Annotated in this window: 32 protein-coding genes and 1 tRNA gene; 20 read left to right on the top strand and 13 right to left on the bottom strand. The window is 59.5% G+C overall.

Translation table 11 applies throughout. The annotated features are described in order from the left end of the window. Window positions 1-24 precede the first annotated feature (24 nt). Window positions 25-459 carry a GNAT family N-acetyltransferase gene (locus tag GJA_RS20295; protein ID WP_038495916.1) on the top strand — a complete coding sequence of 145 codons (435 nt, stop codon included), beginning with the start codon at window positions 25-27 and terminating at the stop codon, window positions 457-459. A gap of 121 nt (window positions 460-580) precedes the next feature. On the opposite strand, the gene GJA_RS20290 is transcribed toward GJA_RS20295, so the two are convergent. Next, window positions 581-657, bottom strand: a tRNA-Pro gene (locus GJA_RS20290). A gap of 142 nt (window positions 658-799) precedes the next feature. Between GJA_RS20290 and GJA_RS20285 the strand changes: the two genes are divergently transcribed. Genes GJA_RS20285 through arsH form a run of 3 tightly spaced genes read left to right on the top strand, consistent with a single transcriptional unit; the run spans window position 800 to window position 2268 of the window. Then, complete coding sequence (locus tag GJA_RS20285; RefSeq protein ID WP_038495913.1) at window positions 800-1120, top strand: ArsR/SmtB family transcription factor; 321 nt, start codon at window positions 800-802, stop codon at window positions 1118-1120. Between the two features lie 25 nt (window positions 1121-1145). Further along, on the top strand, window positions 1146-1577 hold the full coding sequence (gene arsC / locus GJA_RS20280; RefSeq protein ID WP_038495910.1) for an arsenate reductase (glutaredoxin): 432 nt from the start codon (window positions 1146-1148) through the stop codon (window positions 1575-1577). Next, window positions 1525-2268 (top strand): arsenical resistance protein ArsH, encoded by a 744-nt coding sequence (gene arsH, locus GJA_RS20275; RefSeq protein ID WP_242404591.1) that lies wholly within the window; start codon window positions 1525-1527, stop codon window positions 2266-2268. The genes arsC and arsH overlap by 53 nt, the downstream gene beginning before the upstream one ends. Before the next feature lie 78 nt (window positions 2269-2346). On the opposite strand, the gene ispB is transcribed toward arsH, so the two are convergent. Beyond that, window positions 2347-3336: an octaprenyl diphosphate synthase gene (ispB, locus tag GJA_RS20270; RefSeq protein ID WP_038495904.1), complete on the bottom strand. Its 990-nt coding sequence runs from the start codon at window positions 3334-3336 to the stop codon at window positions 2347-2349. Between the two features lie 302 nt (window positions 3337-3638). On the opposite strand from ispB, the gene rplU reads away from it, so the two are divergent. The 5 genes from rplU to proB all read left to right on the top strand — a co-directional run bounded on the left by rplU (window position 3639) and on the right by proB (window position 7080). Continuing rightward, window positions 3639-3950 carry a 50S ribosomal protein L21 gene (rplU, locus tag GJA_RS20265; protein ID WP_038500602.1) on the top strand — a complete coding sequence of 104 codons (312 nt, stop codon included), beginning with the start codon at window positions 3639-3641 and terminating at the stop codon, window positions 3948-3950. 41 nt (window positions 3951-3991) lie between these two features. Further along, window positions 3992-4264, top strand: coding sequence for a 50S ribosomal protein L27 (gene rpmA, locus GJA_RS20260; RefSeq protein WP_038495901.1), 273 nt, complete (start codon window positions 3992-3994; stop codon window positions 4262-4264). A gap of 108 nt (window positions 4265-4372) precedes the next feature. Beyond that, window positions 4373-5482: a GTPase ObgE gene (gene obgE / locus GJA_RS20255; RefSeq protein ID WP_038495898.1), complete on the top strand. Its 1110-nt coding sequence runs from the start codon at window positions 4373-4375 to the stop codon at window positions 5480-5482. A 34-nt stretch (window positions 5483-5516) separates the two neighbouring features. Beyond that, window positions 5517-5948 (top strand): DUF4345 family protein, encoded by a 432-nt coding sequence (locus GJA_RS20250; RefSeq protein ID WP_051781185.1) that lies wholly within the window; start codon window positions 5517-5519, stop codon window positions 5946-5948. 13 nt (window positions 5949-5961) lie between these two features. After that, entirely contained in the window at window positions 5962-7080 is a 1119-nt protein-coding gene (gene proB, locus GJA_RS20245) for a glutamate 5-kinase (protein WP_038495896.1), read from the top strand. A gap of 16 nt (window positions 7081-7096) precedes the next feature. Here the strand turns inward: proB and nth are convergent, their stop codons facing one another. Both nth and rsxB read right to left on the bottom strand, forming a co-directional pair. After that, a complete protein-coding gene (nth, locus tag GJA_RS20240; RefSeq protein WP_038495892.1) occupies window positions 7097-7744 on the bottom strand; it encodes an endonuclease III in 648 nt (215 codons plus the stop codon). After that, on the bottom strand, window positions 7741-8451 hold the full coding sequence (rsxB, locus tag GJA_RS20235; protein WP_081905511.1) for an electron transport complex subunit RsxB: 711 nt from the start codon (window positions 8449-8451) through the stop codon (window positions 7741-7743). The genes nth and rsxB overlap by 4 nt, the downstream gene beginning before the upstream one ends. A gap of 216 nt (window positions 8452-8667) precedes the next feature. Between rsxB and GJA_RS20230 the strand changes: the two genes are divergently transcribed. Both GJA_RS20230 and GJA_RS20225 read left to right on the top strand, forming a co-directional pair. Next, window positions 8668-9456, top strand: a complete 789-nt coding sequence (locus GJA_RS20230) for a substrate-binding periplasmic protein (RefSeq protein ID WP_242404590.1) — start codon at window positions 8668-8670, stop codon at window positions 9454-9456. Window positions 9457-9695: 239 nt separating this feature from the next. Continuing rightward, window positions 9696-10391, top strand: a complete 696-nt coding sequence (locus GJA_RS20225) for a DOPA 4,5-dioxygenase family protein (RefSeq protein WP_038495886.1) — start codon at window positions 9696-9698, stop codon at window positions 10389-10391. A 50-nt stretch (window positions 10392-10441) separates the two neighbouring features. Here the strand turns inward: GJA_RS20225 and GJA_RS20220 are convergent, their stop codons facing one another. The 5 genes from GJA_RS20220 to GJA_RS20200 form a co-directional block, all read right to left on the bottom strand. After that, window positions 10442-11662, bottom strand: coding sequence for a polyhydroxyalkanoate depolymerase (locus GJA_RS20220; RefSeq protein ID WP_038495883.1), 1221 nt, complete (start codon window positions 11660-11662; stop codon window positions 10442-10444). Between the two features lie 225 nt (window positions 11663-11887). Continuing rightward, window positions 11888-12943, bottom strand: coding sequence for an NAD(P)/FAD-dependent oxidoreductase (locus tag GJA_RS20215; protein ID WP_038495878.1), 1056 nt, complete (start codon window positions 12941-12943; stop codon window positions 11888-11890). A 134-nt stretch (window positions 12944-13077) separates the two neighbouring features. Next, a complete protein-coding gene (fdxA, locus tag GJA_RS20210) occupies window positions 13078-13401 on the bottom strand; it encodes a ferredoxin FdxA (protein WP_038495875.1) in 324 nt (107 codons plus the stop codon). Window positions 13402-13657: 256 nt separating this feature from the next. Continuing rightward, window positions 13658-13948 (bottom strand): protealysin inhibitor emfourin, encoded by a 291-nt coding sequence (locus GJA_RS20205; protein ID WP_038495872.1) that lies wholly within the window; start codon window positions 13946-13948, stop codon window positions 13658-13660. Window positions 13949-13978: 30 nt separating this feature from the next. Next, window positions 13979-15526: a gluzincin family metallopeptidase gene (locus GJA_RS20200; protein WP_242404589.1), complete on the bottom strand. Its 1548-nt coding sequence runs from the start codon at window positions 15524-15526 to the stop codon at window positions 13979-13981. A 234-nt stretch (window positions 15527-15760) separates the two neighbouring features. Here GJA_RS20200 and GJA_RS20195 point away from each other — a divergent pair, with 234 nt between their 5' ends. The 4 genes from GJA_RS20195 to proX all read left to right on the top strand — a co-directional run bounded on the left by GJA_RS20195 (window position 15761) and on the right by proX (window position 19978). Beyond that, the gene (locus GJA_RS20195; protein ID WP_038495869.1) at window positions 15761-16045 is read left to right on the top strand and encodes a polyhydroxyalkanoic acid system family protein; all 285 of its coding nucleotides are present in this window, start codon (window positions 15761-15763) and stop codon (window positions 16043-16045) included. 530 nt (window positions 16046-16575) lie between these two features. Further along, window positions 16576-17811, top strand: coding sequence for a glycine betaine/L-proline ABC transporter ATP-binding protein ProV (gene proV / locus GJA_RS20190; protein ID WP_038495866.1), 1236 nt, complete (start codon window positions 16576-16578; stop codon window positions 17809-17811). Next, the gene (proW, locus tag GJA_RS20185) at window positions 17808-18932 is read left to right on the top strand and encodes a glycine betaine/L-proline ABC transporter permease ProW (protein ID WP_081905509.1); all 1125 of its coding nucleotides are present in this window, start codon (window positions 17808-17810) and stop codon (window positions 18930-18932) included. The genes proV and proW overlap by 4 nt, the downstream gene beginning before the upstream one ends. Window positions 18933-18946: 14 nt before the next feature. Beyond that, window positions 18947-19978 (top strand): glycine betaine/L-proline ABC transporter substrate-binding protein ProX, encoded by a 1032-nt coding sequence (gene proX / locus GJA_RS20180; RefSeq protein ID WP_038495863.1) that lies wholly within the window; start codon window positions 18947-18949, stop codon window positions 19976-19978. Between the two features lie 73 nt (window positions 19979-20051). Here the strand turns inward: proX and GJA_RS20175 are convergent, their stop codons facing one another. The 3 genes from GJA_RS20175 to GJA_RS20165 form a co-directional block, all read right to left on the bottom strand. After that, window positions 20052-20306: an acyl-CoA-binding protein gene (locus GJA_RS20175; protein ID WP_038495860.1), complete on the bottom strand. Its 255-nt coding sequence runs from the start codon at window positions 20304-20306 to the stop codon at window positions 20052-20054. 215 nt (window positions 20307-20521) lie between these two features. Continuing rightward, window positions 20522-20728, bottom strand: coding sequence for a hypothetical protein (locus tag GJA_RS20170; RefSeq protein ID WP_242404588.1), 207 nt, complete (start codon window positions 20726-20728; stop codon window positions 20522-20524). Continuing rightward, window positions 20728-21084 carry an FKBP-type peptidyl-prolyl cis-trans isomerase gene (locus GJA_RS20165; protein WP_038495855.1) on the bottom strand — a complete coding sequence of 119 codons (357 nt, stop codon included), beginning with the start codon at window positions 21082-21084 and terminating at the stop codon, window positions 20728-20730. The genes GJA_RS20170 and GJA_RS20165 overlap by 1 nt, the downstream gene beginning before the upstream one ends. Before the next feature lie 213 nt (window positions 21085-21297). Here GJA_RS20165 and GJA_RS20160 point away from each other — a divergent pair, with 213 nt between their 5' ends. The 5 genes from GJA_RS20160 to GJA_RS20140 all read left to right on the top strand — a co-directional run bounded on the left by GJA_RS20160 (window position 21298) and on the right by GJA_RS20140 (window position 26031). Continuing rightward, entirely contained in the window at window positions 21298-22269 is a 972-nt protein-coding gene (locus GJA_RS20160) for a YVTN family beta-propeller repeat protein (protein WP_038495853.1), read from the top strand. Window positions 22270-22316: 47 nt separating this feature from the next. After that, the gene (locus GJA_RS20155) at window positions 22317-23078 is read left to right on the top strand and encodes a polysaccharide deacetylase family protein (RefSeq protein WP_051781466.1); all 762 of its coding nucleotides are present in this window, start codon (window positions 22317-22319) and stop codon (window positions 23076-23078) included. Further along, complete coding sequence (locus GJA_RS20150) at window positions 23075-24070, top strand: sterol desaturase family protein (RefSeq protein WP_038495848.1); 996 nt, start codon at window positions 23075-23077, stop codon at window positions 24068-24070. Before GJA_RS20155 ends, GJA_RS20150 begins: the two co-directional genes overlap by 4 nt. Continuing rightward, the gene (locus tag GJA_RS20145) at window positions 24070-24897 is read left to right on the top strand and encodes an EI24 domain-containing protein (protein ID WP_038495845.1); all 828 of its coding nucleotides are present in this window, start codon (window positions 24070-24072) and stop codon (window positions 24895-24897) included. The genes GJA_RS20150 and GJA_RS20145 overlap by 1 nt, the downstream gene beginning before the upstream one ends. A gap of 318 nt (window positions 24898-25215) precedes the next feature. Continuing rightward, window positions 25216-26031 (top strand): competence/damage-inducible protein A, encoded by an 816-nt coding sequence (locus GJA_RS20140; protein WP_051781184.1) that lies wholly within the window; start codon window positions 25216-25218, stop codon window positions 26029-26031. Between the two features lie 10 nt (window positions 26032-26041). On the opposite strand, the gene GJA_RS20135 is transcribed toward GJA_RS20140, so the two are convergent. Next, on the bottom strand, window positions 26042-26257 hold the full coding sequence (locus GJA_RS20135; RefSeq protein ID WP_038495842.1) for a hypothetical protein: 216 nt from the start codon (window positions 26255-26257) through the stop codon (window positions 26042-26044). Window positions 26258-26262 lie beyond the last annotated feature (5 nt).

The raw sequence follows: 26262 nt of genomic DNA, 5'->3' as shown, positions 1-26262 counted from the left end.
CAGATTACTCGATGAGGAAAATGGATGTACATAATTCGCCCGATGCTGATTGAAGACTACGATGCGGTGATGGACCTGATGCGGAACACGCCGGGTATATCGCTGCGCGACGCCGACTCGCGCGCGGCGACCCGCCGCTATCTCGACCGCAATCCGCAACTGAGCTTCGTTGCCGAGCTTGGAGGTCGTACTGTCGCTTGTATCATGTCCGGCCATGACGGCCGCCGTGGTTATCTCCAGCACCTGGTGGTGCTGCCCGAGCACCGGCGGCTGGGCATCGCCAGCGCGCTGGTCGAGAAATGCCTGGCCGCGCTGGAAGGCCTTGGCATCGCCAAGGTCCATCTCGACGTTATCAAAGGCAATCAGCAAGCGCACGCTTATTGGCAGCGCCAGGGCTGGAAGCTCAGGACCGATATCGACCGCTATTCCCTGCTGCGTTGCGGTGGCGAGAATGCATGACTGGGACTGTACCGAACAGGCCGGCGCTCGCCCCTGACTTGATGGACGCTTTGTTTTCGGCTTGACTGCCGTAGTTGATGGCTGCAGTATTGTTGCGGCATCGTGCGCTCATTGATGTTTCTGGTCGGGGTGAGAGGATTCGAACCTCCGGCCTCTGCGTCCCGAACGCAGCGCTCTACCAAGCTGAGCCACACCCCGCTCCTGGTATGATTACAGCAGATGGCGCGCGGTTTTTCAAGCGCGCCGCATGCTCCGACCCGCCCAAGCGATGCTTCCTTGCGTTGCATCCAGGCAGTCCATATCGCTTGCAAACATCAAATATTTCGACTATTATCGAAGTATGGAAACTTCAACTGCAATCATCTCCCTCGCCGCGCTGGCGCAAGAATCGCGTCTGGCGGTATTTCGCTTGCTGGTGCAAGCCGGGCCGGAGGGGCTGGCGGCCAGCAAGATCGCCGAGGCGCTGGATATCGCGCCGTCGTCGCTGTCGTTTCATTTGAAGGAATTGGCGCACGCCAATATGGTGACGGCGGCCAAGGCTGGCCGCTCGATCATTTATTCCGCCAATTACGACAGCATGAACGGCTTGCTGGCTTTTTTAACTGAAAACTGCTGTGGCGGCGTCGCCTGTACACCCGGCACGGTTTGCACGCCGGGCTGAACCGGCATCACACAAGGATCGCAACATGACAACTATCATCTATCACAACACCGCCTGCGGCACGTCGCGCAATACGCTGGCGATGATACGCAATGCCGGCATCGAGCCGGTGATCATCGATTACGTCCAGCAGCCGCCCTCGCGCGCATTGCTGGCCAGCCTGGCCGCGCAAGCCGGCTTGACGGTGCGCGGCGTGATGCGCGACAAGGGCGATCTGTATGACGAGCTGGGCCTGGCCGATCGGGCGCTGAGCGATGACGCCTTGCTCGATGCGATGATGGCGCATCCGATCCTGATCAACCGTCCCATCGTCGTCACCGGGCTAGGCGTGCGGCTGTGCCGTCCGTCGGAACTGGTGCTCGATATCCTGCCGTCGCCGCAAGCGGCGCCGTTCAGCAAGGAAGATGGCGAGGTGGTCATCGACGCCACTGGCCAGCGTGTCGGCAAGCATGGATAACTTGCCGAACATTAGCCTGGCGCACCTCGATGTGCCGACCTTGGCCAAGCTGGAGCCGACCGCGCTATCGTCCCATGCGCCGCGCATCTTGCTGCTGTACGGTTCGCTGCGCGAGCGATCCTTCAGCAAGCTGCTGACGCTGGAAGCGGAGCGCATCCTGCAGCGCTTCGGCGCCGAGACCCGGGTGTTCGATCCGCGCGGCTTGCCGATGGTCGACAGCGTGCCGGCCGACCATCCGAAGGTACAGGAGTTGCGCGCCTTGTCGGGCTGGTCGGAAGGGCAGGTGTGGTGCAGTCCGGAACGGCATGGCGCGATGAGCGCGGTGTTCAAGTCGCAGATCGACTGGCTGCCGCTGGAAATCGGCGCGCTGCGGCCGACCCAGGGCCGCACGCTGGCGCTGATGCAAGTGTCGGGCGGTTCGCAATCGTTCAATGCGGTCAATGGCTTGCGCGTGCTGGGCCGCTGGATGCGCATGGTGACGATCCCGAACCAGTCGTCGGTGGCCAAGGCCTACCAGGAATTCGACGAGGAAGGCCGCATGAAGCCGTCCGCTTATTACGAACGGCTGGTCGATGTGATGGAAGAACTGTACAAGTTCACCTTGCTGGTGCGCGACCGGTCGGATTATCTGACCAGCCGCTACAGCGAACGCAAGGAAACGCAGCCGAACATGGCGGCGGCGCCGATCTGAAATGCGTGCAGCCTGGCGGGCATGAAAAACGGCGCCCGAAGCGCCGTTCTATTTACTTCCTGACTTCACTGGCATTCATCAGTGGTTGCGGTCGACCGCGAAACTGCACAATCCCAGCAGCGCCTGTTTATAGACGCTGTCCGGCCAGCCGGATACCGCATCGGCGGCGCGCCGGGCGGCGGCTTCCGCTTCGCGGCGGGTGAAGTCGAGTGCGCCGCTGCTGGTGACGGCGGCCAGGATCGCTTCGAAATGCTGTTCATCGCCTTGCTCGATGCAGTTGCGCACCAGTTCGCGTTGTTCCGGCGTGCCGTTTTCCATCAGGTAAATCAATGGCAAGGTCGGTTTGCCTTCGCGCAAGTCATCACCGACGTTCTTGCCGATTTCGGCGGCGTCGCCGGCGTAGTCGAGCACGTCGTCGATCAATTGGAAGGCGGTGCCCAGCGAGTTGCCATATTCTGCCGCCGCGGCGATATCCGCTTCGCTGGCGCCGGCGATCAGCGCGCCCAGTTGCGCCGACGCTTCGAACAGCTTGGCGGTCTTGGAGCGGATCACGCGCAGATAGCTTTCCTGGGTCACGTCCGGGTCGTGCATATTAAGAAGCTGCAACACTTCGCCTTCGGCGATGACGTTGGTGGCGTCCGACAGGATTTGCATGACGCGCATATTATCCAGCGCTACCATCAATTGGAACGAGCGCGAATGCAGGAAGTCGCCGACCAGCACCGACGCGGCATTGCCGAATAGCGCGTTGGCGGTCTGGCGGCCGCGGCGCATCGACGATTCGTCGACCACGTCGTCGTGCAGCAGGGTCGCGGTATGGATGAATTCGACCACCGCCGCCAATTCGTGGTGCTCGGTGCCGCGATACGCGTGTGCGTTGGCGACCAGCAACACTAACACGGGGCGTATGCGTTTGCCGCCCGCGCTGATGATGTATTCCGCGATCTGGTTGATCAGGCTGACTTCGGAATGCAATTTTTGGCGGATCACCGTGTTGACTGCGTCCATGTCGGCGGCAATCGTTTGTGCGATGAGGTTTTGATTAGCGTTGGTGTTAGCGTCAGACAAGGCGAACCTGCATTAGATTGTGGGTGCCGCGATTATACGACAAGCCTAGTGACTGCGTGACGTTTGCCCATGACGGACGACTTTTTGAGTCGTTTTCGCGCAAAATCACGTTTTTTTGCCGCTTTTTTGGGCAAATTGGCGCTGCCGTCCAGTTGCCGACATACCACGAGAAAACTTTTTTGTGAATAGTTTTTGACGCGTTTTTGTCATCCATGTATAATCGCAGGTTCTCCCGGATCAGTACAGCTTGCTTTGCGGTTCCGTGGGACAAATTCTTTCAACATTTGATGAGGTTTCAAATCATGTACGCGGTCATAAAAACCGGTGGCAAACAATACAAAGTTGTCGCTGGCGAAAAACTTAAAGTAGAACAGATACCGGCAGACATTGGTTCCGAAATCACCATCGATCAAGTTCTCGCAGTAGGCGCGGGCGACACCATCAAGTTTGGTGCGCCATTGGTCGAAGGTGCAACGGTACTGGTTACGGTTGTGGCGCATGGTCGCCATGATAAGGTCAAAATTTTCAAGATGCGTCGTCGTAAGCACTACCAAAAGCATCAAGGCCATCGCCAGAATTTTACCGAAATCCAAATCGTTTCGATCAACGGCTAATCGCCGCTGTTTGAATTAAATCAGCTATCAAGGAGTCTTAAATGGCACATAAAAAAGGCGGCGGCACAACGCGCAACGGCCGTGATTCAGAATCAAAACGCCTCGGCGTCAAGGTTTATGGCGGTCAAACGATCAATGCTGGCGGCATCATCATTCGTCAACGCGGCACCCCAGTGCGCGCCGGCGAAGGCGTAGGCACCGGCAAGGACCACACCCTGTTCGCGCTGGTCGCGGGCAAAGTGAAGTTCGTGGTCAAAGGTGTTGGCTCGAAGCAATTCGTGACCGTTGTACCACACGAAGCAGTACCAGCGTAATTCATCGCGGGGCGTTTGCTCCGCTGTGATCGCATGACGTAAGGCGCAAGCCTTCAATCGAAAGGCTCTGCCCAAGGTAGAGCCTTTTTAGTTTTATGGCGGCAAATTATGAAGTTTATCGACGAAGCAAAAATCGAAGTCATCGCAGGTGATGGCGGCAACGGCTGCGCCTCTTTCTGCCGTGAGAAATTCCGGCCTTTCGGCGGCCCCGATGGCGGCGATGGCGGTAAGGGCGGCACCATTTGGGCAGTCGCCGACCGCAATATCAACACGCTAGTCGACTTCCGTTTTTCCAAAATGCACAAAGCCAAGAATGGCGAACCGGGCCGTGGCGCCGATTGTTATGGCAAGGGCGCGGACGACATTCACCTGCGCATGCCGGTCGGCACCCTGATCGTCGACCATGCCAGCGGCGAAATCCTGGCCGACCTGACCGAACACGGCCAGACTGAAATGCTGGCCAAGGGCGGCGAGGGCGGCTGGGGCAATATCCACTTCAAATCCTCGACCAACCGCGCGCCACGCCAAAAAGGCGAGGGCAAGGAAGGCGAACGCCGCGAACTGCGCCTGGAATTGAAGGTATTGGCCGACGTCGGCCTGCTGGGCATGCCGAACGCCGGCAAGTCGACCTTCATTTCGGCGGTGTCGAATGCGCGTCCGAAGATTGCCGATTACCCGTTCACCACCTTGCACCCGAACCTGGGCGTGGTGCGCGTGTCGCACGAGAAGAGCTTTGTGATCGCCGACATTCCCGGCTTGATCGAAGGCGCTTCCGAAGGCGCCGGCCTGGGCCATCAATTCCTGCGCCACTTGCAGCGCACCGGTTTGCTGCTGCACATCGTCGACCTGGCGCCGTTCGAAACCAACGTCGATCCGGTCAAGGAAGCCAAGGCGCTGGTCAAGGAACTCAAGAAGTACGACGAGTCGCTGGTCGACAAGCCGCGCTGGCTGGTGTTGAACAAGCTCGACATGGTGCCGGATGAAACCCGCGTGAAAATCGTCAAGGATTTCATCAAGCGTTTCGGCTGGAAAGGTCCGGTATTCGAGATTTCGGCGCTGAACCATAACGGTTGCCCGGAACTGGTCAACGCGATTTACCAGCACCTGGAAGAGAAAAAGCACAGCGAACACCGTGCCGAAGAAACCCAGATGACCGAAGAAGCGCGCGGTATTTCGTCGATCGATCCGGACGATCCGCGTTTCAAGATCCTCGATTGAGTGTGAAAGCAGCCCTCCCGATGCGGATTCCGGCATGAGTGCCGTGCTGGCCAAGGCTGCGGCCAAGACCACCATGGCGGCGCGCAAGCTGGCGCTGCGGCGCGGCTTGCTGCGCCTGATCGCGCTCGGCTACGGCTTGAGCGCGTTCTTTTCCCTGCTGTTCGCCGACGACATGGCGTCCGGGCTGGGCTTTTTTTTGAATGGCGTTAACGGCTACAGCCAGTTTTACGCGATCTATGTCGGCGTCTGGCTCGCCACCGCGGGACTGGCGCTGCTGGCGGCAAGGCCGGGCCAACCGCCCATCCTCGGCGATATCACTGCAATGTTTGTCCTGGCGCAGCCGGTTGGCCGCTTATTGGCGCTGATCCCGTTTGGCTGGCCCCAGGGTTTTTTGTTAGTCATGTGCGGAGTCGAAGTGGTCGGCGGGCTGGTCTTGCTGCTGCTGCGGCCGCACGCCAACAGATAAGAGCCGTCGTCCCATGAATTCCGTGATTCAAAACGCCACCCGCATCATCATCAAAGTCGGTTCTTCGCTGGTCACCAACGATGGCCGCGGCCTGGACCATGCCGCCATCGCCCGCTGGGCGGCGCAAATCGCCGGCTTGCGCGCACTCGGCAAGCAAGTGGTGCTGGTCAGTTCCGGCGCGATTGCCGAAGGCATGCTGCGCCTCGGCTTTGAGCAGCGCCCGACCGATATCCACGAATTGCAGGCCTGCGCCGCCGTCGGCCAGATGGGCCTGGCGCAAATCTATGAAAGCAGTTTCCGCGCCCACCAGCTGGGCACCGCGCAAGTGCTGCTGACGCATGCCGACCTGGCCGACCGCGAACGCTACCTGAACGCCCGCTCGACCCTGACCACCTTGCTGCGTCTCGGCGTGGTGCCGATCATCAATGAAAACGATACCGTGGTCACCGATGAAATCAAGTTCGGCGACAACGACACGCTCGGCGCGCTGGTCGCCAACCTGATCGAAGCCGATGCGCTGGTGATTTTGACCGACCAGCACGGCCTGTTCTCGGCCGACCCGCGCAAGGACCCGAACGCTTATCTGATCACCGAAGGCCAGGCCGGCGACCCGGCGCTGGAAGCGATGGCCGGCGGCGCCGGCAGCAGCCTGGGACGGGGCGGCATGCTGACCAAGATCCTGGCCGCCAAGCGCGCCGCCAAGTCGGGCGCCCATACCATCATCGCCTGGGGCCGCGACAGCGACGTGCTGAGCCGCCTGGCACAGGGCGAGGCGATCGGCACCGAATTACGCGCGCTGACCGGCCACTTGACGGCGCGCAAGCAATGGATGGCCGATCATTTGCATACCGCCGGCGTGGTGGTGCTGGATGCGGGCGCGGTGCAAAAGCTGAGCCGCGAGGGTAAATCGCTGTTGCCGATCGGCGTTACCGGCGTTACCGGCGAATTCGGCCGCGGTGCGGTGATCACCTGTGTCGATGCAGCGGGCAATCCGCTGGCGCGCGGGCTGTCGAATTACACCAGCGCCGAAACGCGGCGCATCATGCGCAAGCCATCGGCCGAAATCGAAGCGATCCTCGGCTTCATGGAAGGCCCGGAATTGATACACCGCGACAATATGGTGCTGTTGTAAGGCCTGCGCTATTGACCTACACCACCGCCGGCATCGGCGACTTGCTCTTGTAGTCGCACACATCGGCGATCATGCAATTCCAGCATTGCGGCTTGCGCGCGATGCAGGTGTAGCGGCCATGCAAGATCAGCCAGTGATGCGCGTCCAGCAAGAATTCCGTGGGCACGAACTTGAGCAGTTTTTGCTCGACGATATCGACATTCTTGCCCGGCGCGATGCCGGTGCGGTTCGAGACCCGGAAGATATGCGTATCGACCGCGATGGTCGGTTCGCCAAACGCGGTATTCATTACCACATTGGCGGTCTTGCGGCCGACGCCGGGCAACGCTTCCAGCGCGGTCCGCTCGCGCGGCACGTCACCGCCGTGCTGGTCGAGCAGGATCTGGCAGGTGGCGATGACGTTTTTCGCCTTGGTGCGGAACAGGCCGATGGTCTGGATATACGTCATCAATTCATCGACGCCGAGCGCCAGCATGGCGGCTGGCGTGTTTGCCACCGGATACAGGCGGCGGGTCGCCTTGTTGACCGACACATCGGTGGCCTGGGCCGACAGCAGCACCGCGATCAATAATTCGAACGGCGTGGTGTATTCGAGTTCGGTGGCCGGCTTGGGATTGGCGTTGCGAAAGCGGGTAAAGATTTCCAGGCGTTTGGCGGCGTTCATGCGTCTTTTTTCTCGTTGTTGTCACTACTGGCATTGGCGGCGGCTTTCAGGCGCGCCCGTTCCATGGCGGCCGCGATGATGGCGCGCTTGCGTTCTTTTTCGGCGAGTTCTTCCGGCGTGGCCGGGTTCAATTCCTGCACCGCCTGCATCTTGGCGACCGCCTTGGCCGCCAGCCGGGCGTCGTTTTCGGCGCTGTCGCGGCGCAGCCGCATGGCGCGGAAATCATGCCGCGCACGGGCGTCGGCAGCCTGTCCGGCGCTCCACGCATCCCAGCCGGTCTGTGCGTCCGTTACCGGATACATGACGATGCAATCGACCGGGCACGGCGCCACGCACAAGTCGCAGCCGGTGCACAGGCTGGGCACGATGGTGTGCATCTGCTTGGCCGCGCCGATGATGGCGTCGACCGGGCAAGCCTGGATGCACAGCGTACAGCCGATACACAGCGATTCGTCGATGAAGGCCAGCGAACGCGGACGTTCGTAGCCGTTGACCGGATTGAGCGGAATGACCTTGCGGCCGAGCAGATTGGCCAGCCGGGCCACGCCTTCGGCGCCGCCGGGCGGGCATTGGTTGATGTCGGCTGTATCGGCGGCGATCGCCTCGGCATACGGCCGGCAGCCGCTAAAGCCGCACTTGGTGCATTGCGTTTGCGGCAGCAGGTCTTCAATCTTGTCGGCAAGTGATTTGGGGTCTGGATGCGGCACGGTGATCTTGAATACACGAAAACGTCATTATCCGATATATGCGGGCGGCATAAGTAAAAAACCTCGTCCCGAGTGGGGATGGCGCGGCTGTCAAGCATCAGTCGAACAGGCGCCGGACAAGAGGATGTAAATACAACTTTGAAATATTGGCAATCTATGGGAGCATGACTAATTCGCAACTTGATGTCATCGTGTAAGCTGGCCCGGAGGAAAGTAGTGAGCGTATCAAGCATCTTGCGTATCGTTGCTTTCTCCATTTGCCAGGGGGCTGCTTGGTGCCAGCCTGTCACCGCTGCGCCGCTGATACGTTTCGCGGCCGAAGACTGGCCGCCATTCATTTCAAAACAATCGCCGTCCGAAGGCTTGTCCGGCGCCGTCGTCAGCGCGGTGTTCGAGCGTATCGGCTATCAGGTCATCTTTAATTATTTTCCATGGAAAAGGGTGATCGAGTCGGGACTCGGCGATGCGCGCTACGCAGGCTTCTTGCCGGTATGGCGCAACCGGGAACGGGAACAGCTCTGCCATTTTTCGGTCCCGCTCTCCAGCAGCCAGTTGGTACTGGCGTATTTGAAAGACCAGCCGCTGCGGGCCAGCAGTGTGCCCGACCTGAAAAACATGAAAATCGGCACGGTCTCCGGTTATGCCAACGACGAGCAATTCGACGAGCTGGCCGCGCGCGGCGGATTGACGGTCGAGCCAGGAGTCAGCGACGCGATGAATTTGAAGAAGTTATTGCTCAAGCGTTTCCGGGCCATCGTCATTGAACGCCGTGTGCTGCAGCATTTGATGGAGACCGACATCACCAAGCTGGAACGCGAACGGATCGCCGTCAATGATGCGGTCTTCAAGCAGCGCCCCTTGCATGTCTGTTTCAAGCGCAATGCTGAAGGACTGGCATTGCAGAAACAATTCAACGACGCGGCCAGGGAGGTCGATATCGTCAGGCTGGAACGCGATTACTGGCAACAACTGGGCCAGTCGGCGGAGCCATTGTCAGCGCACTGATTTTCGCCGTTGTTTTCAGAACGACTATACAAATGCGAAACGATTCGTTCTCCTTTTTTTGTGCCGGCAGTAGTCTGCCTGAGCTATCCAATAACAAAAAAGTTGAGAAAGGAATCACGTTGATGGGGAAGGCATCCTCTGGTCCGGCGCGGCAGCACCGCCGGCCGCCGCTCTGCGGTTTTGATCCTCATGCTATTGCTGCATTCCACCACTTATACTGACGAGCACTGGAGATCATCATGACTGAACGTTTTACCTTGACTAGCGACGCGGAAGACCAGGAATGGGCCAATTTGCTGTCGCCGCAACGCCGCTCGGTGCTGGGCGGTTTCGCCGCCACCGCGCTGGTGGCTGGCGGCACGCTGGCCGGTTCCGCGTTGGCGCAGGGCGCGCCGGCCGCATCCGGCACAGTTGCCGCCTCGGCCGCGCCGGTGGGGAAAAGTCCGTGGGGCTACGAGACCGACAAGGCGCCGACGCCGCGTCCGCCGAATGTGCGTCCCGGCGAAAACCCCTTGCCGGCCACGCCGCGGGCTTATACCGATATCGAGAGTTACCATGCGCATATCTATTTTGACGAAGACAATTATCAAAAGGCGGCGCTGATACGGCAATGGGTGGCCGAGCGTTTCAAGGTTGAGCTGGGCGACTGGAATGTGCAGCCGCGCGGCCCGCACGTGACGCCGTCGTTTTATTTCGGTTTCACCAATGACTTGTTGCCGGTGATCGTGCCGTGGCTGCAATTGAACAGCCTGGGATTGACGATCCTGATCCATCCGAATACCGAAGACCCGCGCGCCGACCATTTGTATTACGCGCTGTGGGTCAACCGCTCGCAACCGGTGAATGCGTACGGCATGAAAAATCCCGGCCCCGGCGAACCGCGGGTCGAGCAGATTTTTGTCAATACCCGGCCGACGGTCAAGCTGGAGACGTAAAAAAACCCGCGCGGCAGGTTGCGCGGGCTGGTGTTCCGGCATGCGCCGAATCAGGAATGTTTCTGGATGAATTCGCCGATTTTCGGGCAAATGAGTTCGCGCCAGCGGCGACCCGAGAAAATGCCGTAGTGGCCGCATTGCGCCGCGACGAAGTCTTGCTTCATATCGGCTGGAATACCGCTGCACAAATCATGCGCGGCCTGGGTCTGGCCGGCGCCGGAAATATCGTCCAGTTCGCCTTCCACCGTGAACAGCGCGACATTGGTGATGTCTTGCGGACGCACCAGCTGGCCCGCCACTTCCCACGTGCCTTTTGCCAGTCTGAAGTCCTGGAACACGATCTTGATGGTGTCCAGGTAGCATTCCGCCGGCATGTCCAGCACCGCGTTGTATTCATTGTAGAACTGGCGGTGGCTCTCGGCCGATTCGCAATCGCCGGTGACCAGGTGCATATAAAATTCGCGGTGGCTTTGTGCGTGGCGGCCCGGATTCATCGCGATGAAGCCGGCGTGCTGCAAGAAGCCCGGATAGACCTTGCGGCCAAAACCCGGGTAATTCGGCGGCACCGCATAGATCACCGTGTTTTCAAACCACGAGAATTTCTTTTCGGTCGCCAGGTTGTTGACCTTGGTCGGCGATTTGCGCGGATCGATCGGGCCGCCCATCATCGTCATGGTCTTTGGCATTTTTTTATCTTTGGCGCTCGCCATCAGCGAAATCGCCGCCAGTACCGGCGCGGTCGGCTGGCACACGGAAATGACGTGCAGATTCGGCGCCAGCAGGCGCATGAATTCCTGTACGTAAAAGATGTAATCGTCGAGATGGAACGGGCCTGCGCTCAGCGGCACCATGCGCGCATCGGTCCAGTCGGTGATATACACGTCATGCTCGGGCAGCAAGCCGCGTACGGTGTCGCGCAGCAAGGTCGAGTGGTGGCCGGACATCGGGGCAACCAGCAACACTTTAGGCTGTTGCAAGCCCTTGCTGTCTTTTTTGAAGTGAATCAGGCGGCAGAATGGCTTATCGATGACGACTTCTTCAGTGATGGCGATGGTGTCGCCATGGACCACGGTGGTGGTGATGTCGAATTGCGGCTTTTCATAATCTTTGCCCAAGCGATACATCAGCTCGTAGCCTGCGGCGATACGTTGCGAAAAAGGCGTGTGCGCCAGCGGGAATACTGGATTGGTGAGTAACTTGGAGGACATATCGGCCCATTGCATCACTGGAGTGAGGAATGAACGTTGCATTTCGCGCAGTTGGTAAAGCATAGTGAAGTCCTTGTGTGGTTCCCAGCGCCAATGTCGGCACAAATATCATAATCCAATTATAGGATATTTGCTTGCGGCAGAATTGGCCTTTACGGTTTCTGATTAAAATTGTGCGATTTCGCGACACTTGCCGGGAAAAGAGCGAAAATGATGGAAAAAACAAGGTTGCAAGGCGAAAAAAAAGCAGCGTTGCCGCTGCTTTTGTGATAACTAAGTTGCCTGGGATTAATCGAAAGTCGGGGTTTCGACGCCCAGGATCTTGTGCAGTTTCGGCGACGTGGTGGTGTATTGCATATGGATCTTCTTGTCAGGGAAGATATAAGGCGCGGCGCCGAAGGCGGCCAGCGCTGCTTCATGGAAGCCTGACAGGATCAGCTTTTTCTTGCCTGGGTAGGTGTTGATGTCGCCCACCGCGAAAATACCCGGGACATTGGTCTCGAATTTTTCGGTATCGACCACTTTCAACTGGCGGCGCTCGATATCCAGGCCCCAATCGGCGATCGGACCCAGTTTCGGCGACAGGCCGAAGAAGACCAGCAGCATGTCCAGCGGCAAGCGGCGGGTTACGCCATCGGCGCCGGTGACCTTGATTTCGCTCAGCTTGCCATCCTTGGTTTCAAAACCGGTGGCCTGGCCGATAATCAATTGCATTTCGTATTCGTCGCATAGCGCCTTCATCTTGGCGACCGATGCTGGCGCGGCACGGAAATCGTCGCGGCGATGCAGCAGCACCACCGATTCCGCCTTGCCGACGAAGTTCAAGGCCCAGTCCAGCGCGGAATCGCCGCCGCCGCAAATGACGATGTTCTTGCCGTCAAACAGCGCAGGCTGCTTGACGCGGTAAAACAGTTGCGAACCTTCGAACGCTTCGATGCCATCCACTTTCAAGGTGCGCGCCTGGAACGAACCGACGCCGGCGGCGATGAAAATGGTTTTCGTCAAGAAACGGGTGCCGATGCTGGTTTCAACATTGAAGCGGCCATCTTCGCGGCGCTCGACCAGCGTCACTTCCTGCGACAGGTGGAAGGTCGGTTCGAACGGCTCGATCTGCTTGAGCAGGTTGTCGGTCAATTCCTGGCCGGTGCACACTGGCACGGCTGGAATGTCGTAGATCGGCTTGTCAGGATACAGTTCCACGCACTGGCCGCCGACGGCCGGCAGCGAGTCGATGACGTGCGCCTTGATTTCCAGCAAACCCAGTTCAAACACCTGGAACAGACCGACCGGACCGGCGCCGATGATGACTGCATCGGTTTCGATGACGTTGTGGTTGGTATTCATACGATTTGATTCCTGTATATTTCAATATTGATAGTATGGCGATGCCGGCACGATCCGGCCACCGGGGTTTGCCATATTGCCGCCTGTGCCTGCGCCTGCCCGGCGCCGCACGCCATCAAAATGCAGCCTGGTTTTCAGCGTACCAGCAACTGCAGCTTGTCCTTGACGTCCTTGAATTGCTCGGCTTCCGGCAATGCTGGCTTGGTCTTGGTGATCGAAGGCCAGTTACGGGCGAGATCGAGGTTAATCTTGATAAAGGCTTGCTGGTCGTCCGGCACGTCTTCTTCGGCGTAAATCGCGTTGACAGGGCACTCTGCTACGCAAACCGCGCAATCAATACATTCATCCGGATCGATCGCCAGAAAATTCGGGCCTTCCCGGAAACAATCTACCGGGCAGACATCGACGCAGTCGGTGTAGCGACAGCTGATGCAGGATTCGGTGACAACGTGGGTCATAACAGTCCTATCAATATTGGGAGGTGCTGTAGCGCCTGAAGATAAACGGTGGCGCTCACTAATGCAAAGCATGGTATTTTAAGGCAATTCGGTATTTCTCACAAATCCAGCTTATATACAATACATATAAGCAAATTCATTTCGGAGAGGGCGGCGGCGGCCTGCTCCGCGCTGGCGGCACGCTTGTCGCGTGCTTTTTCTCTTGTTTAATTGAAAAGGCGCTTGCACCGGCGCGGGCCGGTCCAAGCGCCCTGGGTCAGGCGGCGGCGCGTATTTGCGCCAGCAAATTTTGCCAGCGCGCAGAGGCTGGACTGCCATCTTCGGCAAACGACACGCTGTGCCGTTGCCCGTCGCTGCTGACGGTGATCGACCAGCGCGGTATGTCGGCACCGATCACTGGCTCGCCGTTGTCGCCCGCCGCGCTAAAAAAGCCCGTGTCGGCCAGGGCCGCTTCCAGCGCCTTGCCGGCGGCGCTGTGCTGGGTATCGATTTCATAATGCTCGCCGAGGCCGGCAAAGCCACCGCTGCTGGTTGCCGATATTTTCATCAAGTCTCCTGTTAACTTGTGTTGCAGGGATCAATTGGGACGCTTTTCCTGTCCCGCCGCGCCGCGCGATTGCTGGCCCTGCCCATCATGCACCAAGTTGCCGCCGGCGCCTTGAGCGAGATCGCTGCCGAGGTCGTTACCATTGCCATTCGCGTGGCCGTTCGCGGGCTGGCGGTGGGCACCATAGTCGCGGCACCAGGCCGCCAGCGCCTCCCGTTCCTCATCGAATATATTTTCCGGTTCAAAATATTCGGCATTGGTCATCGTGCCGCAGCAGCCGCGCCGGTCTTGCACCAGGCCTTGATGGTCTTGCACGCCGGCTTCATACAAGGTTTGTTGCCCCGCCTGCGCCGTCAGCGGCGCATTGCCCAGCACTTCCCTGACATTGAAGCGCTGGTAGATGAAGTCGTGGTATTGCTGCGGTTTGCCGTCCTGGGCGGCCAGCAGCAGCATCTGGTTGGCCACGTCGGCGTAGGTCGCGGCGACATCGGGCGCGCCTATCAGCGCGCGCAAGACCAGGCTGCGCAGGTAGTCGCCGCAGCGGTGCAGCACCGCCGCATCGTCTTCGATACGGATATTGCGTTCGTAGGCGAAGATATCGGCCAGGATGTCGTAGATGGCGCCGGTGAACACTTGCGAAATTGCATGCACCTCGTCGCTCACTTGCGACAGCTTGAAATCGTTGTCGGCGTTGCGCAAGCCGTTCGCGCGGCCCAGCGCCAGGCCGAATTGCTCGGCCAGGTCGGCCAGGAAGGTTTTGTCGTGCAAGTCGGCCTTGGTCTGGGCGATCACGGCTTCGACCTGGTCGAGTTGCGACAGCGCCAGGAAGATCGCCGTCAGGTCGCCGAACGATTCATGCAAGCCGCCGGTTTGCGGCGGATTGTTGCTCAGCAGCCATTGCGGTTTCAAGCCATCCAGCACCGCGTGGCCGGTTTCATGCGACACGATATCGAACGAGCGGCAAGTGTAGACCCGCTCGGTGCCGCCGCTGGGCACGAAATCGCCGAACTTGAGCGCCTTGTCGCTGCGGCTGTAATACGCATTCATGACGTTCGGCAAGCCATGCGGGAAGACCTTCAGCGGGTCGGTATTGCTGGCGTTGTTCCATTGCCATGGCAATGGCGCACCTTGCTGGTTCCTGGCCAGCGCGCGCTGGTACATGGTCAGCGTCTGGCGCACCACGGCGAAGGTGTGGATCGCGTCGAACTGGTCGGTATTGGGCGACATGATGAAGTCGCCGAAGGCGTTCGGGCTGACTGGTGGAATGCCCGGCACGCCGTTGACGATGCGGGCGTCGCGCGGCCCTTGCAGGATCAGGCCCGGCAAGAAGGCCTTGCGGGTGCCCAGTTCGCTGACCGACGGATCCTGTTTCCAGATCAGCACGCGCGAACCGAGCGGCACCACGGTCTTGTCCTTGCTGATGATGTCGTTGGGACGCGGCATGCCGGGCTGCAAGGTCAACTGGACATTCTTGCGGTGCTGGCGGTAGGGCGCCGATGGGGTGGGGACGTAGCTGACGGGCAGCGAGGCGCATTGCGTCAGGACTGCTTCGACCGGTACGATAACTTTTTGGTCCATGTTGATACTCCATAAAAGACGCGGCTGCTTTGCCGCTGCATCGATGGGACGCCGGATTTTTGTCACGCATGCGCCGCGCATCGAACTAAAATAGTCCGCCTATGACTGTCGATTCGTTTGATCTGTAGCAAACTTCAAGTGCGACGGTCTGGTGGCGCCAACACTGGCGCACTCGAGGGGCAACTGGCATGATTGCGGCTGGGATGACCCGTTTTGACAAAAAAGGATAGCTGGATGGCTGATATTAATATCGTTCAGGAACATAACCTGACGCCGACAAAGGCCCGCGAAGCGGCACAAAAAGTAGCCGACAAGCTGGCCGAGGAATACGAGCTGGCATGCCAGTGGCAAGGCGATGTCTTGCATTTCGAGCGCAGTGGCGTCGAAGGTTCGCTGACGCTGGCAAAGACGCAGGCGCAGATGCAGCTCAAGCTGGGCTTTTTGTTCAGCGCTTTCTCTTCCAGGATTGAAAGCAAGATTGCCGAAAACATGAAAAAAGTGTTTGGCGACAAGGCCTGATTGCGCCGCATGCAACGCGGGCGGCCGCCGAACAGCCGCCGCTCCGCCCAGCTGTTTTTCCTCGTGCACAGCAGCCCATATGTGCGCTGTAGCACAGTTCGATAGAAATGGCGAATAGACTTTTTTGCCCTTGAACGCTATAATGGCTGTCTAATTCACAACCTGCAACGCAGTAATTTGTCTTCCTGGTGCCTCACGGCCAGCGACAAATCATCCATCGGGCCTGGCGTCCGTAGCTTTGCCGAATCTTCGGCTATACAAAAATATCGGTGGCATGTTTTGCATGTCGCCAGCGTGATTCAAAAGTCCTGAACCCAGCCTCTTTTGACGCGCACGACACCCCCGTTTCCGGCGGAATGATTGATCCATCCGCCTGACGCGTGTCACACCCTGTTCCTGCGGCCGTGGTCGCCATCGCGTGCTATTCAGCATCCTTGCGCGACCCCCTTGAGCAGGGTTCATGATACCCGCTGCGGGCCCGCGCCTGCCCGGGTTTCGTTCCATTCGTCTTATCGAGGGAGAACCACGACGTGGCTAAACAAATCATTATCGACCATGTGTTCCAAGTCTTCGGCGACGCGCCGCAAGCGGCGCTGGAACTGGTCCGCAAGGGCAGCAGCAAACAGGACATCCTGGCCCGGACCGATTGCTCCATCGGCGTCTTCGACGCCAGCCTGACCATCGAAGCCGGTGAAATCTTCGTCATCATGGGCTTGTCCGGTTCCGGCAAATCGACGCTGGTGCGCATGCTGAACCGGCTGATCGAACCGACCGCCGGCCGCATCCTGATCGACGGCCAGGACATCAATACCTTGCCCGACAGCGAACTGCGCGCCTTGCGCCGCAAGGACATCAGCATGGTGTTCCAGTCGTTTGCATTGCTGCCGCAAATCACGGTGCTGGACAATACCGCGTTCGGCATGGAGCTGGCCGGCGTGCCGCGCGCCGAACGCCATGCGCTGGCCAACCAGGCGCTGGAGCAAGTCGGCTTGAAAGGCTGGGGCGCCAGTTATCCCGATGAATTGTCGGGCGGTATGCAGCAGCGCGTCGGCCTGGCCCGCGCGCTGGCCTGCGACCCTTCGATCCTGCTGATGGACGAAGCGTTTTCGGCGCTCGACCCGATCATCCGCACCGAGATGCAATCTGAACTGCTGCGCTTGCAGCAAGTCAAGCGCCGCACCATCGTCTTCATTTCGCATGACCTCGACGAGGCGATGCGCATCGGCGACCGGGTCGCGATCATGAAGGATGGCCATGTGGTGCAAGTGGGCACGCCGGAAGAAATCCTGCGCCGGCCGGCCAACGATTATGTGCGTAACTTTGTGCGCGGCGTCGATGCGGCGGCCGTGTTCAAGGCCGGCGATATCGCCCGCAAGAGCCAGGTGGTGGTCGACGAACACCCGAGCCGCGGTTCGCGCGCGGCCCTGACCATGCTGGAAGACCAGGACCGGGCGTTTGCCTATGTAGTCAGTCCGGCCCGCAAATTCCTCGGCGTGGTGTCGGCCGATTCGCTGCGCAGCGCGCTCGACGGCCATGTCGGCCCGCTGGGCCTGGTCCACGCCTACTTGCCGGACGTGCAGCCGATCAGCGCCGATGAACCGGTGGCCGGCCTGTTCGGCCAGGTCGCCCACGCGCCGTACGCGGTGCCGGTGGTGGCCAATGACGGCAGTTTCAGCGGCGCCATCAGCAAGACTACCTTGCTTAAATTCCTCGACCGCGACACTCCCGCACTGAGCGAAGCTCAATTGCAGAAAGGCCAAGCATGATGACCTCCCCAAGCGCGGTACACACCGTGATCGACAGCGCCGCGACGATACCGCAAGTTGCTCCCGCCGCGCCTGCCTTCATCAATCCCTGGGCCACCGACGCCGTCAGCGTGCCCGACACGCGCTGGCTGGACTTGCCGGCGGCGCCGGTCGATGCCGGCAGCGGTTTCCAGCTGCACCAGTTATTCGATGGCTCGCTGCCGCTGGAAAGCTGGATCAACCACGGCCTGGGCTGGGTGGTGCAGCATTTCCGTCCATTCTTCCAGGCGGTGCGCGCGCCGATCGACAGCACCCTGACCAGCGTCGACGGCTTGCTGCAAAGCGCGCCGTCGCTGACCGTGATCGCCATCATCGGCTTGCTGGCCTGGCAATTCACCAGCCGCACGCTGGCCGTCGGCACCGTGCTGGCGCTGCTGCTGGTGGCTATGCTGGGCATTTGGCCGGAAGCGATGGTGACGCTGTCGCTGGTGCTGACCTCGCTGGCTTTCTGTCTTGCCATAGGCTTGCCTTTAGGGATATTGCTGGCCAGTAGCGACCGGGCCCAGCGCTGGATGCGCCCGGTGCTCGATGCGATGCAGACCACGCCGGCCTTTGTCTATCTGGTGCCGGTGGTGATGTTGTTTGGTATCGGCAATGCGCCGGGCGTGATCGTCACGATCATCTTTGCGCTGCCGCCGCTGGTGCGCCTGACCAACCTGGGCATTCGCCAGGTGCGTCCCGACCTGATCGAGGCGGCCCGCGCGTATGGCGCGTCGCCATGGCAATTGCTGACCAAGGTGCAATTCCCGCTGGCGATGCCATCGATCATGGCCGGCATCAACCAGTCGCTGATGCTGTCGCTGTCGATGGTGGTGATCGCGTCGATGATCGCGGTCGGCGGCCTGGGTCAAATGGTATTGCGCGGCATCGGCCGTCTCGACATGGGCCTGGCATCGGTTGGCGGTCTTGGCATCGTGCTGCTGGCGATCACGCTGGACCGCTTGACGCAAGCGATGGGCCAGCCGCGCCGCGGCGTGCGCCACTGGTGGCAAACCGGCCCGGCCGGTTTTGTCAGCCGCCTGTGGCAGCGCAGCCGCAACGACAATCCGGCCGAAGCACGGGCCGCGTTGGCCGCCCAATAATTAAAAGGAATTTCATGATAATAAAAAATGCGTATTTGCGTCATGTATTCGCCGGCGCCGTGCTGTTCTTCAGCGTCGGCCTGGCCAGCGCCGCCGAAGCAGTGCTTGTCAATAATTTGCCCGGCAAAGGCATCGCGGTGCAGCCGCTGCAAAGTTCGATTGCCGAAGAAACCTTCCAGACCCTGCTGGTCAGCCGTGCGCTGCAAAAGCTGGGCTACGACGTGGCGCCGATCAAGGAAGTCGAATACCCGACCGCCCACATCGCCATCGCCAATGGCGACGCCACCTTCATGGCGGTGCATTGGGACCCGATGCACGCCGACTTTTACAAGAACGCCGGCGGCGACGCCAAACTGTCGCGCACCGGCCAGTACGCCGGGCCGGCCGCGCAAGGCTATTTGATCGACAAGGCCAGCGCCGACAAATACGGCATCACCAATATCGATCAGTTGCGCGATCCTAACCTGGCCAAATTGTTCGACCATGACGGCGACGGCAAGGCTGATTTGACGGGGTGTAATCCTGGCTGGGGTTGCGAAGCGGTCATCGAACACCAGTTGACGGCCTATAAATTGCGCGAAACCGTGACCCACGTGCAAGGCAGCTACGCGGCGTTGATGGCCGACACCATTGGCCGCTACCAGCGCGGCGAACCGATTTTGTATTACACCTGGACCCCGTACTGGGTGAGTGGCGTGCTGGTGCCGGGCAAGGATGTGGTGTGGCTGAAAGTGCCGTTCTCGGCCTTGCCGGGCGAGCAGGGCAAGGTCGATACCGCCTTGCCGGACGGGAGCAATTACGGCTTCCCGGTGAATACCGCGCGCATCGTGTCCAACAAGATTTTCGCCGACCATAATCCGGCGGCGGCCAAATTATTCGAGGTGATGCAATTGCCGGTGGCCGACATCAATGCGCAAAACCAGCGCATGCGCGACGGCCAGAATCGTCCGGAAGATATCGAACGGCAGACCGATGGCTGGATCAAGTGGCACCAGGAAACGTTCGACGGCTGGATCGCGGCGGCCCTGGCGGCGGCGAAAAAGTAAGCTGAATCGGGCTTGAAACAACCACGGCTATCGTATGGATAGCCGTTTTTTTATGCGCAGCGTGCCTGGGGCATCAGTCCTTCAAGTCGTCGACCAGGTCGATATATTGTTGTTGCGCATCTTCGATCGAGGTGCCGGCCAGCGCGGCCCAGGCGTCGAACTTGGCGCGGCCGATCATGTCGGTGAAGCCGGGACGGTCACCGCTCGCATCGCCGTTGGAACCTTGCTTGAACAACGCATACATTTTCAGCAAAGTCATATTGTCCGGACGCTCGGACAGGGTCTTGGAGTCAAGCTGCGCTTGCTCGAATTGCTCTTGTAAACTCATGGAGTCTCCTGTTGGATGAAATATTGCTCTGAAATCGAGGAACGTCCGACATCATAGTAATAAAACAGTGTTAAAACGCTATAAAACAGTAGAGGAGATACTCGAATATGGCGCCGCGCCGGTTTTTGCCGTGTAGCGGTGGAGTTTCTTGAAAGGGAAGGATAAAACGGGAAGTATTCTTGCCTGAGAATTGAGAACTCAAGCAGTTGCCAGGCTCAGTTACCCGACCCGGCCACGGCGCTGCCTGCCTTGACCACGCCTTTGCCGACCAGCACGGTGGCGTCGACCGCGGTCGATGCCACCGAAACGCCGGCGCCGACGACTGTCGAGGTGACCGCGATCGCGGTGCAGCCGCCCAATGCCGGCAGGCAAACCGCCAGCAGCAGGGCGCCGCGCATCCCTGTAACAGTCGCCGCTTGCATTACACGCCCAGCAGTTCGACGTCGAAAATCAGGGTGGCGTTTGGCGGAATCGCGCCGCCGGCGCCGCGCGAACCGTAGCCCAGCGCCGCCGGGATGATCAGCTTGCGCTTGCCGCCGACTTTCATGCCTTGCACGCCCTGATCCCAACCCTGGATCACGCGGCCGGCGCCCAATGGGAATTCGAATGGGTCGTTGCGGTCCTTGCTGGAATCGAATTTGGCGCCGGCGCTGCCGTCGTCGTTTTGCAGCCAGCCGGTGTAGTGCACAACCACGTTTTGACCCGCGGTCGCCACGGCGCCTTCGCCAACGGTCAATTCTTCGTATTGCAGGCCGGTTTCGGTAGTGATGATGGACATGATGTTCCTTGTTTGTGTCATAAAGAACCTGGAATTGTAGTCCAAGCGCCGCGAAACCGCCATCGATGCGGCTGTCGCGCCAGAAATGCGCGGTTTGCGGGCACCGGCGTTCTGGTGTGTGCAACATTGTTGCCAATAAGGTGTTCAATAACTTCAATCGTGTGCTGCTTTGCACGTAAAATACGGCTTTCCTCCTTACCATTGGTTTTGCCCATGTTCCGCAGTCTACGCCGCCTTGTTTTTTCCAGTATCTGCCTCATCTCCGCGATCAATACGGCGCACGCGGAGGTGGTGGTGGTTCTTAATTCGCGCGATGCGACGGTTCAATTGCTGGACCAGAATACCTATGGCGTGCTGTCGACTTTCCCGGTCGGCAAGGAGCCGCATCATTTGATGGAAACGCCGGACGGCAAGTCGCTGATCGTCGCCAGCTCGGTAGGCAATGAATTGATTTTCCTCGATCCGAAGACCGGCCAGATCCAGCGCCGCATCAAGGATATCCTGGACCCGTACCAGATCGGCTTTTCGCCCGATCAAAAATGGTTTGTGTCGAATTCGCTGCGCCTGGACCGGGTCGACCTGTACCGCTACGACGGCCAGAACCTGACGCTGGCCAAGCGCTTGCCGCTGGCCAAGTTGCCGAGCCACATGGCGTTCAATGACAGCAGCACGATGGTATTCATTACCCAGCAGGGCAGCAATGAAGTCAGCGCGATCGATTTGACCACCCAGACCGTCAAGTGGACCATGAAGGTCGGCCCCGCGCCGGCCGGCATCACGATGACGCCGGATGGCAAGTATTTGTTGGTTGGCATCATGGGCAGCGACTACGTGGAAGTGATCGACTGGAAGACCCAGAAAACCGTCAAGCGCATCAAGGCGGGCGCCGGCACGCACAATTTCCGCGCGCTGGGCGACAAGCGCATGACGTTCGTCTCGAACCGGGTCTCGAACACCATCAATATCATCGACCAGCAAACGCTGGAAAACGTCGGCACCATCAATGTGCCGGGTGGTCCTGACTGCATGGAAATTACGCCGGACGGCAAGACCATGTGGGTGACCTTGCGCTGGATTAAAAAAGTGGCGGTGATCGATATTCCTGGCCGCAAGGTGATCAAGCTGATCCCGGTGGGCCGCTCGCCGCATGGCGTGTATTTCGCGAACCACTCGCCGCGCATGTAGGGCTGGCCATGTCCTTATTCAAAAAAAACGCGCTGGCGCTGCTGGTCATGGCCGCGCTGTTGCCGGCCCAGGCGGCCACCTCGGCCCAGTCCGGCCCGGCCTGCAAGGGCACGATTTATCTGACCTTCGACACCGGCAGCCAGTCGCAGGCGGACTTGATCGCCGAGGTTTTGAAGCGGCACCACATCAAGGCGACGTTTTTCCTGGCCAATGAAAAAACCACGCGTGGCGATTATTCGCTCGATCCTGCGTGGGCGCCCTACTGGAAAGCGCGCGTCGCGGAAGGTCACGCCTTCGGTTCGCATACCTTTGATCATGTGTATTGGCAACGCGATCAAGCGAATGGCTTGATGAATGTCAAACCGCAATTCGGCAAGGATGGCGGCAAGCAGCAGCAATGGAGCGCCGCCCAGTATTGCGAGGAAATCCAGCGGGTCGACCAGCGCTTCCAGCAATTGACCGGCAGCAAGCTCGATCCGCTGTGGCGCGCGCCGGGCGGCAAGATATCGCCGCTGACATTGGCGGCCGGCAAGGCTTGCGGCTACCAGCACGTGGCGTGGGCGCCGGCCGGTTTTTCCGGCGATGAATTGTCGAGTGAAAAATATCCGAACGCGATGCTGCTCAAACGCGCGCTGGCCAATTTGCGCGACGGCGATATTTTCATTGCGCACATGGGCATCTGGTCGCGCAAGGACCCATGGGCGCCGGCCAACCTGGAGGCGTTGATTGTTGGTTTAGAGCAAAAAGGCTTTTGTTTTGCTACCATGCGGGAACATCCTGACTACTCTTCCAAAGTGACCCATCCATGATGCAATTTTTTGCGGACTGGTTTGGCGTGGCGCAAGGCTGGCTGTTCCAAACCATCGTCAATCCGCTGGTCTACCACCTGGGCTTCGGAGAATATACCGAAGAAGCGTTTGAAGGCACCGAGTGGCTGCTGATCGGCATCTGCGAACTGGTCTTGCTGTTCATCGTGCTGCGGCCGCTGGAATCCTGGTTTCCGGCGCAAAAGATGACCGATCCGCGCGCCCGCTGGAATGATTTCATTTACACCGTGCTGCACCGCATCGGCCTGTTTTCGGTGCTGGTGTTTTTCACGCTCGACCCGTTGACGGACAGCCTGGCCGGCTGGCTGCGGCTGGATAATATCCACCCGGTCAACCTGGAAACCTTGTGGCCGGATATCAGTCCGATAGCCAGTTTCCTGCTGTATTTCGTGGTACTGGATTTCTTCGATTACTGGTATCACCGCGCGTCGCATCATTTCGGCTGGTGGTGGGGCTTGCACAGCTTGCATCACAGCCAGCAAAACATGAATTTGTGGAGCGATGACCGCAACCACGTGCTCGACGATGTCATCCGCGACATTTACATGGCCTTGATCGCGCTGGCCATCGGCGTGCCGCCGGGACAATATGTGCTGCTGGTATCGGTGTCGCGCATCTTGCAAAGCTTGCAGCATTCGAATATCCGTTTGCACTTCGGTTATATTGGCGAGCGGCTGCTGATTTCGCCGCGTTTTCACCGCACCCATCACGCGATCGGCGTCGGCCACGAATCGGCCGGCAAGGGCACCCTGGGTGGCTGCAATTTCGGGGTGGTGCTGCCGCTGTGGGATATGCTGTTTCGCACCGCCAATTTTTCCGAGAATTTTGCCGCTACCGGCATCCGCGATCAATTGCCGCGCACCGGCAAGGATGGCGTAACGCGGCCGGGGCGCGATTATGGCTGCGGTTTTTGGCAACAACAATGGCTGGGATTGACCAGGATGTGTGAATATATGAAACGTAAGTCGAACTGATGCGCGCCGTCTTGAACGCCTATGGCAGGGCGCTGTTGTCGCAACTGCATGGCCGGATCTTGCTATTGAGCCTGATTCCTTTTTTATTGTCGGTGGTCTTGTGGGGCGGCTTGCTGTGGTGGGGCTTGCAACCGTTGGTCGACAGCTTGCAAGCGTTGTTCGTCGAACACGAGTGGTTCAAGATCAGCGGCAGCGTGTTGTCCAGTTTCGGGCTGGGCATGCTGAAAACCGTGATCGTGCCGCTGATCGCGATGCTGGTGCTGTTGCCGCTGATGATATTGACGGCGCTGATCTTCATCGGCATCGCCGCGATGCCGGCGATCGCGCGCCATGTCGGCGGCCGCCATTTTCCGTGGCTGGAAAAAAAACGCGGCGGCAGCTTGCTCGGCAGTTTTGTCACTGCGATTTTCGCCTTCCTGGTATTTTTGCTGGCCTGGCTGCTGACCTTGCCGCTGTACGCCGTGCCGCCGCTGGCGCTGGCCGCACATGCGGTGTTGTGGGGCTGGTTGACCTATCGGGTGGTGGCCTACGATGCGCTGGCCGATTACGCCAGCGACGACGAGCGGCGCGCCATCTTGCGCGGACGGCGCTGGCCCTTGCTGGCGATCGGCATGATTTCCGGCGCGGCCGGCGCGGCGCCGGGCTTGCTGTGGATGGGCGGCGTGATGTCGGTGGTGCTGTTTCCATTCCTGGCGGCGCTGGCGATCTGGCTGTACGTGGTGATTTTCATCTTTACCGGTTTATGGTTTCAATATTATTGCCTCGACGCGCTGGCCGCATTGCGCGGCGTGAGCAGCATGATGGATGTGCCCGCCGCCGATGCCTGATGAGGACTGCGGAAAACTGTCGCGAGCAATGCAGGCCAGTAAGAGCCTATCCCAATAGTGAGCGTCTTGTTCTGGCCGCGCATCAGGAGCGCGGACCAGGCGTGAGGAGCAAGCGTGGCGCGCCACGCGACGACGATCAACGCAGTCCCCGTTCCTGAGGAGCGCCAGAAGAGGGCTATTCATCTACTGGAATAGGCTCTACGTGCGCTGCGCAGCAGGTTTTTCGAGGTTTCCTGATACGATGCTGTCATTTTTCTGCTGTATCGTTTCATCAGGCAGTGTCATCAACAGGAATAAACAAGGATAACAAGGGCGGCTATGGCTATCGGTATTTTGATCATCGGTGACGAAATCTTGTCGGGCAGGCGCGCCGACCAGCACTTTTCCAAGGTTGTGCAATTGCTGGCCGCGCGCGGCTTGCAATTGTCGTGGGCGCAATATCTGAGCGACGATACCGAAGGTATCGCCGCTACGCTGAAACGCACCTTCGCCAGCGGCGATATCGTGTTCTCGTTTGGCGGCATCGGCGCCACGCCGGACGACCATACCCGCCAGGCGGCCGCCGATGCGCTCGGCTTGCCGCTGGTCTTGCATGAGCAGGGCAAACGCAACATCCAGCAGCGCATCACCGAGATGGGCCTGGAAGCGGGCATTCCCGCGGATCTCAATACGCCGGAAAACCTGCACCGCCTGAAAATGGCGGAATTCGCCGAAGGCGCCGAGCTGATCCCGAATCCGTATAACAAGATCGCCGGCTTTTCGCTGAAAGAACATTATTTCGTGCCGGGTTTCCCGGTGATGGCGTGGCCGATGATCGAATGGGTGCTCGACACCAAGTATCCGCAGCTGTTCAACCGGGTGCCGCATGCCGAACATGCGCTGCTGGTGTATGAAACCGCCGAGTCGGCGCTGACGCCGCTGATGGTGGCGCTGGAAGCCCAGTTTCCGCTGGTGAAAGTGTTCAGTTTGCCGAGCGTCGGCGACGCCGTCACGCGCCGCCATATCGAATTGGGCGTCAAGGGCGAACCACGGCAGGCCGCACAGGCGTTCGCTGCGATGCGGGCAGAACTCGACCGTTTGCGGGCTGAATACCAGACTATCCAAGAACCTGTCCCTACTGGGATCAGTCCTTAGCCTCGCATGTTTATGCGGTTTTTTGTGCTTCTTGCTGCGGATGGGGATAGCGGCCGGCGATAGCCTCCCCGCGCTGTGCCTCATGTCCGGCGGGAGCCAGTCCGGCATATTGCGCGCCCATCGGCTTGAAGCTGTCCGAGCCCATGTAGATACGCCGGAAACGCAGATAACCGCCGCCCATGTATCCGTTTTCGCGGCCGGTCGGATCCGGATCGATCGCCTCCATCTCCT

Source organism: Janthinobacterium agaricidamnosum NBRC 102515 = DSM 9628, assembly GCF_000723165.1.
Lineage (GTDB): Bacteria > Pseudomonadota > Gammaproteobacteria > Burkholderiales > Burkholderiaceae_D > Janthinobacterium > Janthinobacterium agaricidamnosum.
The sequence above is the reverse complement of the archived record's forward strand: the minus strand, read 5'-3'. Positions and strand labels throughout refer to the sequence as shown.